This is a genomic window from Mycolicibacterium sp. MU0050, assembly GCF_963378085.1.
In the GTDB taxonomy this organism is placed as follows: Bacteria; Actinomycetota; Actinomycetes; order Mycobacteriales; family Mycobacteriaceae; genus Mycobacterium; species Mycobacterium wendilense.
In genome coordinates, this window is sequence record NZ_OY726395.1 from 1,582,050 (window position 1) to 1,597,152 (window position 15,103).

At 69.6% G+C, this 15,103-nt stretch carries 7 protein-coding genes; 5 read left to right on the forward strand and 2 right to left on the reverse strand.

The features are described from left to right. Positions 1 to 592: 592 nt before the first annotated feature. From R2K23_RS07650 to R2K23_RS07660, 3 genes are all read left to right on the forward strand, one after another. A complete protein-coding gene (locus R2K23_RS07650) occupies positions 593 to 9,829 on the forward strand; it encodes a polyketide synthase (RefSeq protein WP_316515739.1) in 9,237 nt (3,078 codons plus the stop codon). A 46-nt stretch (positions 9,830 to 9,875) separates the two neighbouring features. Next, positions 9,876 to 10,265, forward strand: a complete 390-nt coding sequence (gene acpS, locus R2K23_RS07655; protein ID WP_316515741.1) for a holo-ACP synthase AcpS — start codon at positions 9,876 to 9,878, stop codon at positions 10,263 to 10,265. 112 nt (positions 10,266 to 10,377) lie between these two features. After that, positions 10,378 to 11,718 (forward strand): dipeptidase, encoded by a 1,341-nt coding sequence (locus R2K23_RS07660; protein WP_316515743.1) that lies wholly within the window; start codon positions 10,378 to 10,380, stop codon positions 11,716 to 11,718. A gap of 30 nt (positions 11,719 to 11,748) precedes the next feature. Here R2K23_RS07660 and R2K23_RS07665 read toward each other — a convergent pair whose 3' ends face one another. Together R2K23_RS07665 and bcp are read right to left on the reverse strand one after the other, a co-directional pair. Further along, positions 11,749 to 12,714 (reverse strand): IS481 family transposase, encoded by a 966-nt coding sequence (locus R2K23_RS07665; protein ID WP_316511840.1) that lies wholly within the window; start codon positions 12,712 to 12,714, stop codon positions 11,749 to 11,751. 104 nt (positions 12,715 to 12,818) lie between these two features. Continuing rightward, positions 12,819 to 13,292, reverse strand: coding sequence for a thioredoxin-dependent thiol peroxidase (bcp, locus tag R2K23_RS07670; RefSeq protein ID WP_316515745.1), 474 nt, complete (start codon positions 13,290 to 13,292; stop codon positions 12,819 to 12,821). Positions 13,293 to 13,395: 103 nt separating this feature from the next. Here bcp and R2K23_RS07675 point away from each other — a divergent pair, with 103 nt between their 5' ends. Then, the gene (locus tag R2K23_RS07675; protein ID WP_316515747.1) at positions 13,396 to 13,623 is read left to right on the forward strand and encodes a DUF3618 domain-containing protein; all 228 of its coding nucleotides are present in this window, start codon (positions 13,396 to 13,398) and stop codon (positions 13,621 to 13,623) included. Positions 13,624 to 14,199: 576 nt separating this feature from the next. Continuing rightward, positions 14,200 to 15,102 carry an ectoine/hydroxyectoine ABC transporter substrate-binding protein EhuB gene (gene ehuB / locus R2K23_RS07680; protein WP_316515749.1) on the forward strand — a complete coding sequence of 301 codons (903 nt, stop codon included), beginning with the start codon at positions 14,200 to 14,202 and terminating at the stop codon, positions 15,100 to 15,102. Position 15,103: the final 1 nt, after the last annotated feature.

A 15,103-nucleotide genomic window follows, 5' to 3' on the forward strand; every position in this document is an offset into this window, starting at 1 on the left:
GGCGTGGGGGTGGACGTCAACCACCTCCTCAAACCTCGGTTCGGGCAGTGGGACCAGCCGATGATTACCGACCAGTAAGATTTGCCAGCAAACTTTTCGCCGGACCCGGCCAGGAAAGTGACCCAGATCGCACCCGGCGGGATGCGCCGCCGCGCGCACGGTGGCGCGTCCTGGCGGCCGGAAATTGCTGATAACGATTTGGTAACAGTCGTGCCGTGATCAGCGCACTTGTAGCTACTCGACCGTAACCACCCGTCAGCAGGATGTTTGTCCTCCGGGGTGGTGCGGGGAGTTCAGCGGGGCGTTACGCCAGCCGCGGTTACTTGTCCGTAGAACTCGTCAGTAACCAATTTCGGCACGTCAAGGGGGTCCGGCCTTATGACACTCTTAGTACAGCCGGTGCCATCCGAACGCCGCTTTTCCGCGTCGATCGACGGCACCACGCCGGCCCGATGGCGAGCCGGCGCCGGTTCAGCAGGCGGACTCACCGAGGAGTCGCCGAGTGCCTCCGCTGTTGGCGCGAGGACCCACAGACCCGAGAACGCATCGCGGCGAGCAGTACAGACGTAGCAGAGACAGGGAGATACACAAGGTGACGATTTTCGAGCACGACCGTGCCATCAACACCCCGAATGGCAGCGCTGCCGGGCCCGTACCGTCCACCCACGCCCTTGTCGACCGGTTGTCCGCCGGTGAGCCCTTCGCCGTCGCCTTCGGCGGCCAGGGCAGCGCCTGGCTGGACACCCTCGAAGAGCTGGTGTCCTCGGCGGGGATCGAATCCGACCTCGCGACGCTGGCCGGCGAGGCCGAGCTGCTGCTCGAGCCGGTGGCCCGCGAACTCGTCGTGGTGCGTCCGATCGGCTTCGAGCCGCTGCGCTGGGTGCGCGCGCTGGCCGCCGAGGAGCCCGTCCCCAGCGACAAGCAGCTGACGTCGGCCGCGGTGTCGGTCCCGGGCGTCCTGCTCACCCAGATCGCCGCCGTGCGCGCGCTGGCGCGCCAGGGCCTGGACCTGGCCGCGACGCCCCCGGTCGCCGTCGCCGGGCACTCCCAGGGCGTGCTGGGCGTCGAGGCGCTCAAGGCCGGCGGGGCCAAGGACGTCGAGCTGCTGGCGCTGGCGCAGCTGATCGGCGCGGCCGGCACGCTGGTGGCCCGTCGCCGCGGCATCTCGGTGCTGGGCGATCGCCCGCCCATGGTCTCGGTGACCAACGCCGACCCGGAGCGCATCTACGAGCTGCTCGAGGAGTTCAGCCAGGACGTGCGCACCGTGTTGCCGCCGGTGCTGTCGATCCGCAACGGCCGCCGCTCGGTGACCATCACCGGCACCCCCGAGCAGCTGTCCCGGTTCGAGCTGTACTGCCAGCAGATCGCCGACAAGGAAGAGGCCGAGCGCAAGAACAAGGTCCGCGGCGGCGCGGTGTTCGCGCCCGTGTTCGACCCGGTTCAGGTCGAGGTGGGCTTCCACACGCCGCGGCTGTCCGACGGCGTCGACATCGTCGGCGGGTGGGCCGAGGCGATCGGCATCGACGTGGAGCTGGCCAAGGCGATGACCAAGGCCATCCTCATCGACCAGGTCGACTGGGTGGACGAGATCAACACCCTGCACGAGGCCGGCGCGCGCTGGATCCTGGACCTCGGTCCCGGCGACATCCTGACCCGCCTGACCGCGCCGGTGATCCGCGGCCTGGGGATCGGCATCGTGCCGGCGGCCACCCGCGGTGGGCAGCGCAACCTGTTCACCGTCGGCGCCGTGCCCGAGGTCGCCAAGCCGTGGTCGAGCTACGCCCCCCGGGTGGTTCAGCTGCCCGACGGTTCGGTCAAGCTGTCCACCAAGTTCACCCGGCTCACGGGCCGCTCGCCGATCCTGTTGGCGGGTATGACGCCGACCACCGTCGACGCCAAGATCGTGGCCGCGGCGGCCAATGCCGGGCACTGGGCAGAGCTGGCCGGTGGCGGTCAGGTCACCGAGCCGATCTTCGCCGACCGCATCGAGGAGCTCACCGAGCTGCTCGAGCCGGGCCGGGCGATCCAGTTCAACTCGCTGTTCCTGGATCCGTACCTGTGGAAGCTGCAGGTGGGCGGAAAGCGCCTGGTGCAGAAGGCCCGTCAGTCCGGTGCCCCGATCGACGGCCTGGTCGTCACGGCCGGCATCCCCGACCTCGAGGAAGCCGTCGAGCTGATCGAGGAGCTCAATGAGCTGGGCATCAGCCACGTCGTGTTCAAGCCCGGCACCGTCGAGCAGATCCGCTCGGTGATCCGGATCGCGGCGGAGGTGCCCGCCAAGCCGGTCATCGTCCACGTCGAGGGCGGCCGCGCCGGTGGCCACCACTCCTGGGAGGACCTCGACGACCTGCTGCTGGCCACCTATTCCGAACTGCGCAGCCGCTCGAACATCACCGTGTGTGTCGGCGGTGGCATCGGCACCCCGGAGCGGGCCGCCGAATACCTGTCCGGCCGTTGGGCGGAGGCCTACGGCTTCCCGCTGATGCCGGTCGACGGCATCCTGGTCGGCACCGCCGCGATGGCCACCCTGGAGGCCACCACCAGCCCGCAGGTCAAGCAGATGCTGGTCGACACCAAGGGCACCGAGCACTGGGTCGGTGCCGGAAAAGCCCAGGGCGGCATGGCTTCCGGCCGCAGCCAGCTGGGTGCGGACATCCACGAGATCGACAACACCGCCTCGCGCTGCGGACGCCTGCTCGACGAGGTCGCCGGTGACGCCGACGCCGTCGCCGAGCGCCGGGACGAGATCATCGCCGCGATGGCCAACACCGCCAAGCCGTACTTCGGCGACGTGGCCGAGATGACCTACGAGCAGTGGCTGCGCCGTTACGTCGAACTGACCATCGGCGACGGCAGTTCCACCGCCGACTCCAAGCGGCCCGACTCGCCGTGGCTGGACATCACCTGGCGCGACCGCTTCCAGGAGATGCTGCAGCGGGTGGAGGCCCGGCTCAACGCGGCCGACTACGGCCCCATCGAAACCCTGTACGGCGCGACCGAAGCCGGTGAGGCGCTGCTGGAGGATCCCGAGCTGGCCATCGCCGAGCTGCTGGCCGCCTACCCGGACGCCGCCACGGTGCAGCTGCACCCCGCGGACGTGCCGTTCTTCGTGCAGCTCTGCAAGACCCTGGGCAAGCCGGTCAACTTCGTCCCCGTCATCGACAAGGACGTCCGGCGCTGGTGGCGCAGTGACTCGCTGTGGCAGGCGCACGACGCGCGTTACCCCGCCGATCAGGTCTGCATCATCCCGGGCACCGCGGCCGTCGCGGGCATCACCCGGGTCGACGAGCCGGTCGGCGAGTTGTTGGACCGCTTCGAGCAGGCCGCCATCGACGACGTGGTCGCCGCCGGCGCCGCGCCGACGCCGGTGATCGCCCGGCTGGCCGACGTCACCGACCCGCTGTCGCTGGTCCTGGATGCCCCGGACGTGCTGTGGGCCGGGCGCATCGCGACCAACCCGGTGCACCGCATCGCGCCGCCCGCCGATTGGCAGGTGCACGAGAACGGCAGCGCCACCAACCATGCCACCGGCGCCCGCCTCGAGGTCGTGGCCGACAACGTCGTGCTGAGCCTGCCGCTGTCGGGCACCTGGATCGAGATCAGGTTCTCGCTGCCGGCCACCACCGTCGACGGTGGCGCACCGGTGGTGTCGGTCGAGGACGCCTCGGCCGCAATGCGTTCGGTGCTGGCGATCGCCGCCGGTGTGGACGGTCCCGAGGCGCTGCCGCCGGTGCGGGTCGCCGACGGCCGGGCCACCACCACGGTGACCGTCGAGTGGGATCCCGAGCGCGTCGCCGACCACACCGGTGTCACCGCGACGTTCGGCGCCCCGCTGGCGCCGACCCTGACGGTGGTCCCGGACGCCCTGGTCGGCCGCTGCTGGCCGGCGGTGTTCGCCGCCATCGGCTCGGCGCTGACCGAGTCCGGCTTCCCGGTGGTCGAGGGCCTGCTGAGCCTGGTGCACCTGGACCACGCCGCGCAGATGGTGCGCGCGCTGCCCACCGAGCGGACCGAATTGACCGTCACCGCAACGGCTTCGGCGGCCTACGACACCGAGGTCGGTCGCGTCGTGCCGGTCACCGTCAACGTCTCGGACGCCTCCGGTGCGGTGTTCGCCGCGCTCGAGGAACGCTTCGCGATCCGCGGCCGCACCGGTGCGGCCGAACTGGCCGATCCGGTGCGGGCCGGGGGAGCGGTGTCCGCCAACGCCACCGACACCCCGCGCCGTCGTCGTCGCGACGTCACCATCACCGCCCCGGTGGACATGCGGCCGTTCGCGGTGGTCTCCGGTGACCACAACCCGATCCACACCGACCAGGCGGCGGCGCTGCTGGCCGGCCTGGAATCGCCCATCGTGCACGGCATGTGGCTCTCGGCCGCCGCCCAGCACGTGGTTACCGCCACCGACGGTTCGCCCGTCCCGCCGGCCAAGCTGCTCGGCTGGACCGCGCGCTTCCTCGGCATGGTGCTGCCGGGTGACGAGGTCGAGTTCCGCGTCGACCGCGTCGGCGTGGACCTGGGCGCCGAGGTGCTGGAGATCTCCGCGCGCGTCGGTTCGGATCTGAAGATGGCGGCGACCGCGCGTCTGACCGCGCCCAAGACCGTCTACGCCTTCCCCGGCCAGGGCATCCAGTCCAAGGGCATGGGCATGGAGGTGCGGGCCCGCTCCAAGGCCGCCCGCAAGATCTGGGACCGCGCCGACAAGTTCACCCGCGAGACCCTGGGCTTCTCGGTCCTGCACGTGGTGCGGGACAACCCGACGAGCCTGATCGCCTCGGGCGTGCACTACGAGCACCCGGAAGGCGTGCTGTACCTGACGCAGTTCACCCAGGTCGCAATGGCCACCACGGCCGCCGCGCAGGTCGCCGAGATGCGCGAGCAGGGCGCCTTCGTCGAGGGCGCCATCGCCTGCGGACACTCCGTGGGCGAGTACACCGCACTGGCGTGCGTCTCGGGCGTCATCGAACTCGAAGGCCTGCTGGAGGCGGTCTTCCACCGCGGCTCCAAGATGCACGACATCGTGCCGCGCGACGAGCGCGGGCGATCGAACTACCGGCTGGCCGCGATCCGGCCCAGCCAGATCGACCTCGACGACGACGACGTCAAGGACTTCGTCGCCGAGATCTCCGAGCGCACCGGTGAATTCCTGCAGATCGTGAACTACAACCTGCGTGGTGCGCAGTACGCCATCGCCGGCACCGTCCGGGGCCTCGAGGCGCTCGAGGAAGAGGTCGAGCGGCGCCGCGAGATCACCGGCGGCAAGCGGTCGTTCATCCTGGTGCCCGGCATCGACGTGCCGTTCCACTCCAGCGTGCTGCGGGTGGGCGTCGACGACTTCCGGCGCAGCCTGGAGCGGGTGCTCCCGCGCGACCGCGATCCGGAACTGGTGGTCGGCCGCTACATCCCGAACCTGGTGCCGCGGCCGTTCACTCTGGACCGCGACTTCATCGAGGAGATCCGCGCGCTGGTGCCCGCCGAGCCGCTCGACGAGGTGCTCGCCGACTACGACACCTGGCGCAACGAGAAGCCGGTCGAGTTGTGCCGCAAGATCGTCATCGAGCTGCTGGCCTGGCAGTTCGCCAGCCCCGTGCGCTGGATCGAGACCCAGGACCTGCTGTTCATCGAGGAGGCCGCCGGCGGCCTCGGGGTGGAACGCTTCGTCGAGATCGGCGTGAAGAACGCGCCGACGGTGGCGGGCCTGGCCACCAACACGCTGAAGCTGCCGGAGTACGCCCACAGCACGGTCGAGGTGCTCAACGCCGAGCGCGATGCCGCGGTGCTGTTCGCCACCGACACCGATCCCGAGCCCGAAGAGGAACCGGCCGAGCCCGCGGCCGCCGAAGCGCCCGCCGAGGCCCCGACCGCCGAGGCCGCTCCGGCGCCGGCCGCCGCGCCGGCGGCTCCGGCCGGGGGTCCCCGCCCGGACGACCTGGTGTTCGACGCCGCGGATGCGACGGTGGCGCTGATCGCGCTGTCGGCCAAGATGCGGCTCGACCAGATCGAGGCGCTGGACTCCATCGAGTCCATCACCGACGGCGCCTCCTCGCGCCGCAACCAGCTGCTGGTGGACCTCGGCTCCGAGCTGAACCTCGGTGCCATCGACGGTGCCGCCGAAGCGGACCTGGGTGCACTCAAGGGTCAGGTGACCAAGCTGGCGCGGACCTACAAGCCGTTCGGTCCGGTGCTCTCCGACGCCATCAACGACCAGTTGCGCACCGTGCTCGGGCCGTCGGGCAAGCGTCCGGCCTACATCGCCGAGCGGGTCGCCAAGGTGTGGGAGCTGGGTCCGGGCTGGGCCAAGCACGCCACCGTGGAACTCGCGCTCGGTACCCGTGAGGGCTCCAGCGTCCGCGGCGGTGGGCTCGGCGGGCTGCACGAGGGTGCGCTCGCCGACGCGGCCGCCGTCGACAAGGCCATCGACGCCGCCGTCGCCGCGGTCGGCGCCCGCAAGGGTGTCGCGGTGTCGCTGCCGTCCTCCGGTGGCGCCGCCGGCGGGGTCGTCGATTCCGCCGCGCTGGGCGAGTTCGCCGAGAAGGTCACCGGACCGGACGGGGTGTTGGCCACCGCCGCCCGCCAGGTGCTCAATCAGCTGGGTCTCGACAGCCCGGTCACCGCGCCCGAGCAGGTCAGCGACGCCGAGCTCGTCGACCTGGTCACCGCCGAACTCGGTTCGGACTGGCCGCGTCTGGTGTCCCCGGTGTTCGACGGTCGCAAGGCCGTGGTGCTCGACGACCGCTGGGCCAGCGCCCGCGAGGACCTGGTCAAGCTGTGGCTGACCGAGGAAGGCGACATCGACGCCGACTGGCCGCGCCTGTCGGAGCGGTTCGAGGGTGCCGGGCATGTCGTTGCCACCCAAGCCAATTGGTGGCAGGGCAAGGCGCTGGCCGCCGGCCGCAACGTGCACGCCTCGCTGTTCGGCCGGATCGCCGCGGGTGCGGAGAACCCGGGCAAGGGCCGCTACAGCGACGAGGTCGCCGTGGTGACCGGCGCCTCGAAGGGCTCGATCGCCTCGGCGGTGGTCGGTCAGTTGCTCGACGGCGGTGCCACCGTGGTGGCCACCACCTCGCGCCTCGACGACAACCGGTTGGCGTTCTACAAGGATCTGTACCGCGAGTATGCGCGCTTCGGCGCCACCCTGTGGGTGGTCCCGGCGAACATGGCGTCCTACGCCGACATCGATGCGTTGGTCGAGTGGGTGGGCACCGAGCAGAGCGAAAACCTTGGGCCGCAATCGATTCACCTCAAGGATGCGCAGACCCCGACGCTGCTGTTCCCGTTCGCCGCACCGCGCGTGAGCGGGGACATGTCGGAGGTCGGTTCGCGCGCCGAGATGGAGATGAAGGTGCTGCTGTGGGCCGTCGAACGGCTCATCGCGGGGCTGTCCACCATCGGCGCCGAGCGCGACATCGCCTCCCGCCTGCACGTGGTGCTGCCGGGCTCGCCCAACCGCGGCATGTTCGGTGGAGACGGGGCCTACGGCGAGGCGAAGGCCGCGCTCGATGCCCTGGTCACCCGCTGGAAGGCGGAGAGCTCCTGGGCCGAGCGGGTCACGTTGGCGCACGCGCTGATCGGCTGGACCAAGGGCACCGGCCTGATGGGTCACAACGACGTCATCGTCGACGCGGTCGAAGAGGCCGGCGTGACCACCTACACCAGCGCGGAGATGGCGGCGATGCTGCTGGATCTGTGCACCCCGGATGCGAAGGTGGCCGCGGCCGTCGAGCCGATCAACGCCGACCTCACCGGCGGACTGGCCGAGGTCGAACTCGACATGGCCGCGCTGGCCGCCAAGGCCCGCGAGGAGATGTCGGCCGAGGCCGCGGACGACGAGAGCGAGGAACTCGACAACACCATCGCCGCGCTGCCCTCGCCGCCGCGCGGATTCACCCCGGCGCCCCCGCCGGTGTGGGAGGACCTCGACGTCGACCCGGCCGACCTGGTGGTCATCGTCGGCGGTGCCGAGTTGGGCCCGTACGGCTCGTCGCGGACCCGCTTCGAGATGGAGGTCGACAACGAGCTGTCCGCCGCGGGCGTGCTCGAGTTGGCCTGGACCACGGGCCTGATCAAGTGGGAGGACGACCCGACGCCGGGTTGGTACGACGTCGAAACCGGTGAACTGGTGCCCGAGGCCGAACTGGTCGAGCGCTACCACGACACGGTGGTCGAGCGATGCGGCATCCGCGAGTTCGTCGACGACGGCGCGATCGACCCCGATCACGCCTCGCCGCTGCTGGTCAGCGTGTTCCTGGATCGGGACTTCTCGTTCGTGGTCTCCAGCGAGGCCGACGCGCGGGCGTTCGTCCAGTACGACCCCGAGCACACCGTGACGCGGCCGGTCCCGGACAGCTCCGACTGGGAGGTGATCCGCAAGGCGGGCACCGAGATTCGGGTTCCGCGCAAGACCAAGCTGTCGCGGACCGTGGGCGCCCAGATCCCGACCGGGTTCGACCCGACGGTGTGGGGCGTCAGCCAGGACATGGCGAACTCGATCGACCGGGTGGCGTTGTGGAACATCGTCGCGACCGTCGACGCGTTCCTGTCGTCGGGCTTCACGCCGACCGAGCTGATGCGCTGGGTGCACCCGAGCCAGGTGGCCAGCACGCAGGGCACCGGCATGGGCGGCATGACCTCGATGCAGACCATGTACCACGGCAACCTGCTGGGCCGCTCCAAGCCGAACGACATCCTGCAGGAGGTGCTGCCGAACGTCGTTGCCGCACATGTGATGCAGAGCTACGTCGGCGGTTACGGCGCGATGATCCACCCGGTCGGCGCGTGCGCCACCGCCGCGGTCTCGGTCGAGGAGGGCGTCGACAAGATCCGCCTCGGCAAGGCTGATCTGGTGGTCGCCGGCGGCTTCGACGACCTGACGCTGGAAGCGATCATCGGCTTCGGTGACATGGCGGCCACCGCCGACACCGAGATGATGCGCGCCAAGGGCATCAGCGACTCGAAGTTCTCCCGCGCCAACGACCGTCGCCGGCTCGGGTTCCTCGAGGCGCAGGGCGGCGGCACCATCCTGCTGGCCCGGGGCGACCTGGCCGCCAAGATGGGCCTGCCGGTCCTCGCGGTCGTCGGTTACGCGCAGAGCTTCGCCGACGGTGTGCACACCTCGATTCCGGCTCCGGGGCTCGGCGCGCTGGGCGCCGGTCGCGGCGGCAAGGACTCGGTGCTGGCGCGTTCGCTGGCCAAGCTGGGCGTCGGACCCGACGACATCGCGGTGATCTCCAAGCACGACACCTCGACGCTGGCCAACGATCCCAACGAGACCGAGCTGCACGAGCGGCTCGCGGACTCGATGGGCCGCTCGGAGGGCGCCCCGCTGTTCATCGTCAGCCAGAAGACGCTGACCGGTCACGCCAAGGGCGGCGCCGCGGTGTTCCAGATCATGGGCCTGTGCCAGATCCTGCGCGACGGCGTGATTCCGCCGAACCGCAGCCTGGACTGTGTCGATGACGAGTTGGCCACCTCGGGGCACTTCGTCTGGGTGCGCGACACCCTGCGGATGGGCGACAAGTTCCCGCTGAAGGCAGGTCTGGTGACCAGCCTGGGCTTCGGTCACGTGTCCGGTCTGGTGGCGCTGGTGCACCCGCAGGCGTTCCTGGCGGCACTCGACCCGGCGCAGCGCGACGACTACGTCGCCCGGGCGGAGCAGCGGGTGCTGGCCGGCCAGCGCCGGTTGGCCTCGGCGATCGCCGGCGGCCGCCCGATGTACGAGCGGCCCGCCGACCGTCGCTTCGACCACGACGCACCGGAGAAGAAGCAGGAAGCGGCGATGCTGCTGAACGCGGCGTCGCGCCTCGGCGACGACGACGTGTACATCCGGTGATTCCCCGGGTGACCATCGCGCGGCGGGCTCCGTTAGGGTTCACGCCGTGGCGATAGTCGGAGTGGGGATCGACCTGGTGTCCATCCCGGAGTTTGCCGAGCAGGTCGACCAGCCCGGGACGGTCTTCGCCGAGACCTTCACGCCGGGGGAGCGCCGCGACGCCGCCGACAAGAGTTCGGTGGCGGCGCGGCACCTGGCGGCCCGCTGGGCGGCGAAAGAGGCGGTCATCAAGGCGTGGTCGGGGTCGCGCTTCGCGCAGCGTCCGGTGCTGCCCGAGGCCATCCACCGCGACATCGAGGTGGTCACCGACATGTGGGGACGGCCCAAGGTGCGGCTCACCGGCGAGATCGCCAAGCACCTGGCCGAGGTGACCATTCACGTGTCGCTGACGCACGAGGCCGACACGGCTGCGGCCGTGGCGATCCTGGAGAGCTGAAACCCCGCCCTCGCCATCACTGCGCGAGCGTGCGGGTCTCCGGCCGACACGCCGAGCTTGTTACCGGTTCTGCGCACCTTCGCGGGCTCTCAGGCCGCACTAACCTGACGCCATGACTGATCTCGAGGCCCGCGTCCGCGAAGTGCTGCCGTCGGTGCGTGCCGATCTCGACGACCTGGTGCGCATTCAGTCGGTGTGGGCCGACCCGGCCCGGCGCGACGAGGTGCACCGCAGCGCCCGCGCCGTCGCGGAGTTGTTCACCGGTGTCGGCTTCCCCGACGTGCGGATCGTCAGCGAGGACGGGGCGCCGGCGGTGATCGCCCGGCTGCCCGCGCCGCCGGGCGCGCCGACGGTGCTGCTCTACGCGCATCACGACGTGCAGCCCGAAGGCGATGCCCGGCAGTGGCATTCGCCGCCGTTCGAGCCGACCGAGCGCAACGGCCGGCTCTACGGCCGGGGCACCGCCGACGACAAGGCCGGGATCGCCACGCATCTGGCGGCCATGCGGGCGTTCACCGCGGACGGTGGCCGCCCGCCGGTCGGGATCACGGTGTTCGTTGAGGGGGAGGAGGAGTCCGGTTCGCCCTCGCTGGGACGGCTGTTGGCCGCGCACCGCGACGCCCTGGCCGCCGACGTCATCGTCATCGCCGACTCCGACAACTGGAGCACCGAGATCCCCGCGCTGACGGTGTCGCTGCGCGGGCTTGCCGATTGTGTGGTCGAGGTGGCCACGCTCGATCACGGCCTGCATTCGGGTCTGTGGGGCGGGGTGGTGCCGGATGCGATCTCGGTGCTGGTGCGGTTGCTGGCGAGCCTGCACGACGACGACGGCAACGTGGCGGTAGCCGGTCTGCACGAGGGCACCGCGGCCGACGTGGACCGCGGGCCGGATTGGGTGCGCGCCGAGACCGGCCTGCTCGACGGGGTCTCCGAGATCGGCTCCGGCTCTGTGGTGCAACGCCTTTGGGCCAAGCCCGCCATAACCGTCATCGGCATCGACACCACGCCGATCGCCAAGGCCTCCAACACCCTGATCCCGTCTGCGCGGGCGAAGATCTCACTGCGGGTGGCGCCCGGGGGTGACGCCGCCGCGCACCTGGACGCGCTGCGTCGACACCTCGAGACGCATGCTCCGTGGGGCGCGAAGGTCACCGTGACCCCCGGCGACGTGGGGCAGCCGTACGCCATCGACGCCAGCGGGCCGGTGTACGACGCCGCCCGCCGCGCGTTCGGGCGGGCGTGGGGGACCGCGCCGGTCGACATGGGGATGGGCGGATCGATCCCGTTCATCGCCGAATTCGCCGACGCGTTTCCCGAGGCGACCATTCTGGTCACCGGGGTCGAGGATCCGGGCACCCAGGCGCACAGCATCAACGAGAGCCTGGACCTGTCCGTGCTGGAGAAGGCGGCGGTCGCCGAGACGCTGTTCCTGGCCGCGCTGGCGCCCGGGTAGCCGCGCCGGTGCCCGGCTAGATGTACTGAGTCATGAGGTTGGTGTCAGTCGGCTGATCGGTGGGAGGCCGCCGAGTGCACTGTGACGGCGTTCAGTGTTGTAGTACTTGAGCCAGGGGGCAAGGGCTGCGGCGCGGTGAGCGTTGGACGCGAAGACGCGCTTGTAGGCCCACTCGGTCTGCAGGGTGCGGTTGAGACGCTCTACCTTGCCGTTCTGCCAGGGGCAGTGCGGTTTGATGAACACCTGGCGCGCACCCAGCTCTGCGCAGACATCGCGCAGGCTGTAGCGGTAGGCCCAGGCGTTATCAGTCATGACCGCCTCGATGGTGGTGATTCCGTGGGCGCGGAAGTGCAGTGCCGCTCGCTGCAAGAACCCTGCGCAGGTGGCCCCTTTCTCGTCGGGCAGGATCTCGGAATAGGCCAGGCGGGAATGGTCATCGACCAGGGAGTGCACGTAATCGAAGCCGTTACCGCTCTTGCGGTCTCGGTTCGGGGCGTGTCCTCGACCGTGAGCCCGCCAGCCGCCGCCGTCGGGGATGCGGCCCAGTTTCTTGACGTCCATGTGCACCAGTTCGCCGGGGCGGGCTCGCTCGTAGCGAACGGCCGTGGCCTTCGAGGCGCGGATTACCTGACCGGTCATCGGGTCGCAGTCGCGCAAGTACGGCATCTGACGCCTGTTCAACACGCGCGACACCGTTCGCGCGCATACCCCCAGCTTGGCCGCGATTTCGTCGGGGCCGCAGCGGTGGCGCCGCCGCCAGGCCACGATCTGGTTCTCCACGCTGCGCGGAGTACGGGTCGGTGTGGTGTGCGGCCGCGAGGACCGGTCGATGAGGCCGGCTTCGCCCTCGGACTCGAACCGGCTGATCCAGGTGTGGACACACTTGCGCGAGACGCCCATCGCCGTGGCGATATGGGTCTTAGGCCAGCCGGCCTGATACCGGCGCACCATCAGCAGCCGGCCGTGAAACGTCGTACGGGCATTACGGTGGGACACGAGAACCTCCGGAGAGCAGTGGACCTAGACAAGCCACACCCCACCCGGAGGTTCTCCTCACTTCAAGCCAACACGCCTGCTACCAACGTCCTGTCCCGGTACAGCTAGACGGAGATGTCGCGGCGCAGCTTGGCGACGTGCCCGGTGGCCTTCACGTTGTACTGGGCCACCTCGATGTTGCCCTTCTCGTCGACGACGAAGGTGGACCGGATGACGCCCTGGACGGTCTTGCCGTACATCTTCTTCTCGCCGAAGGCGCCCCAGGCGGTCAGCACCTCCTTGTCCGGGTCGGACAGCAGCGGGAAGGTCAGCCCCTCGGCGTCGCGGAACTTGGCGAGCTTCTCGGGCTTGTCCGGCGAGATGCCGATGACATCGAGCCCGGCCTCGTTGAGCTCGGCCAGGCTGTCCCGGAAATCGCAGGCCTGCTTGGTGCAGCCCGGGGTGGCGGCGGCGGGGTAGAAGTACACGATCACCTTGCGTCCGCGGTAGTCGGCGAGTTTCACCGCCTTGCCGTCGGCGTCGGGGAGCGTGAAGGCCGGAGCCTGGTCACCTGGTGCGAGACGTGCCGTTGCGGTCAACTTTGTTCCTTCCTGTCCACCGGTGGTGGATAACGGAGCCAGCTGATCTAGGGTAATTCGGCAGGTACCTCAACAGTCGGACTGCTGGACATGGAGGAAGAGCGTGGCGGATCGGGATCCCGAAGAGATCATGAAGGAGATCGATCAGGCTCGCGATCAGTTGGCCGCGACGGTGGACTCGCTGGCCGCGCGCGCGAACCCGCAGCGCATCGCCGAGGACGCCAAGGCTCGTGCGCTGGCCTTTGTGCAGAAACCTGCCGTCGCGATCTCGTTGGCCGGACTCGGCGTGCTGACCGCGGCTTTGTTCATCCACCGGCTCCGCAACCGCTGAGCCGGGCGCGACTCACCGCCGGAGAAACCAGCTGAACGGCCACCGCGCCGCCGGCGGGTTGGCCCGCATCCCCAATCGATTGCAGCCGATGACCATCATCGGCCCCGTTGCTGACTGTTCGGCAGCTAGCGCGGAGACGGCGACTGTGCTGGGCAGACGTGTCTGCGACGACGGCTCTACCGTTGTCATAGCTAACGACCTCATTCCCAGTCTGTGTGCTGCGGGGTAAACCTGCAAAGCGGTTCAGCTAACCCGATGTTACCAGTAACGAACCGGGTTTGTGCAGTATAGGAGGCTTTATCCGATACTTTGGCAAAGGTATCCGGTACCGCCGGTTCCATTCTGGCAAATAGTCAGCTCCGAAAATTTTCGCGCGCCCAGCAATAACTGCGCGCCCGGCGGCCGGCCGGAGCGGCCGAGTCGCCCCTGCAACCGGTTTCCCCGTTGCTGCATCCGTTGCCGGACGGCTCCGGCGCCACGCCGAACTTGCCAATTGGCTGCCCAAGCGCTGGGAAGTCGATAGCGTCGGGAACAGCTACCAACGAATGTGCTCGAGCTCAGGCAACGAGAGGCAACGTGAAGTCGCAACGTGCGCGCCGCTGTCGCGCGAGGTTCCGGTGGGTTCTTGCCGGGGCGGTCACCATCGGTCTGACGGTCGGCGGGTGCACCTTCACCGAGCCGGGGACCGGGAAATCGCTGGGTGGCACCAACACCCTGGAACGCGTCAAAGAAGACCGGAGCATCAACGTCGGCTTTGCCAACGAACGTCCATACGCCTACCGGGATCACGGTGATCTGGTGGGCCAGGCCCCGGCGGTGCAGGGCTACATCTTCGACCAGATCGGCGGAATCGCGCTCAATCCCACGATGTTCGAGTTCGGCTCGCTGATCCAGGCGCTCAACTCCGAGCGGGTCGACGTGGTGACGGCCGGCATGTTCATCACCCCGGATCGCTGCAAGCAGGCCTCGTTCAGCAACCCGGTATACGTCGCGACGACGTCGTTGTTGGTGCCGGCGGCGAACCCGAAGGGGCTCACCGACTATCAGTCGGTGATCGACACCGGTGCCCGGCTGGCGGTGATGAACGGCGCGGCCGAGGTCGGCCAGGCCACCGGGTCGGGGGTGCCGGACCGGCAGTTGCAGCTCGTCGCCGATCAGCAGGCGGGCCTGGATGCGGTGAAGTCCGGCCGCGCCGACGCCTTTGCGCTGACCAGCATCTCGTTGCGCGCGCTGGCCGCGGGGGACGGCGGCCTTGCGGTCGGGCAGGCGTTCGTGCCGGTCATCGACGGCAAGGAACAGGTCAACGCCGGTGCGGCGGTCTTTCGTCAGCGTGACGTCGCGCTGCGCGAGGCGTTCAATGCGCAACTGGCCGAACTGATCAGGAGTGACAAGTGGCTCGAACTCGTCGAACCGTACGGGTTCACCGAGGCCGAACGTCCGGACCCCGAACTGACCGCCGAGCAGTTGTGCCGAGGCTGAC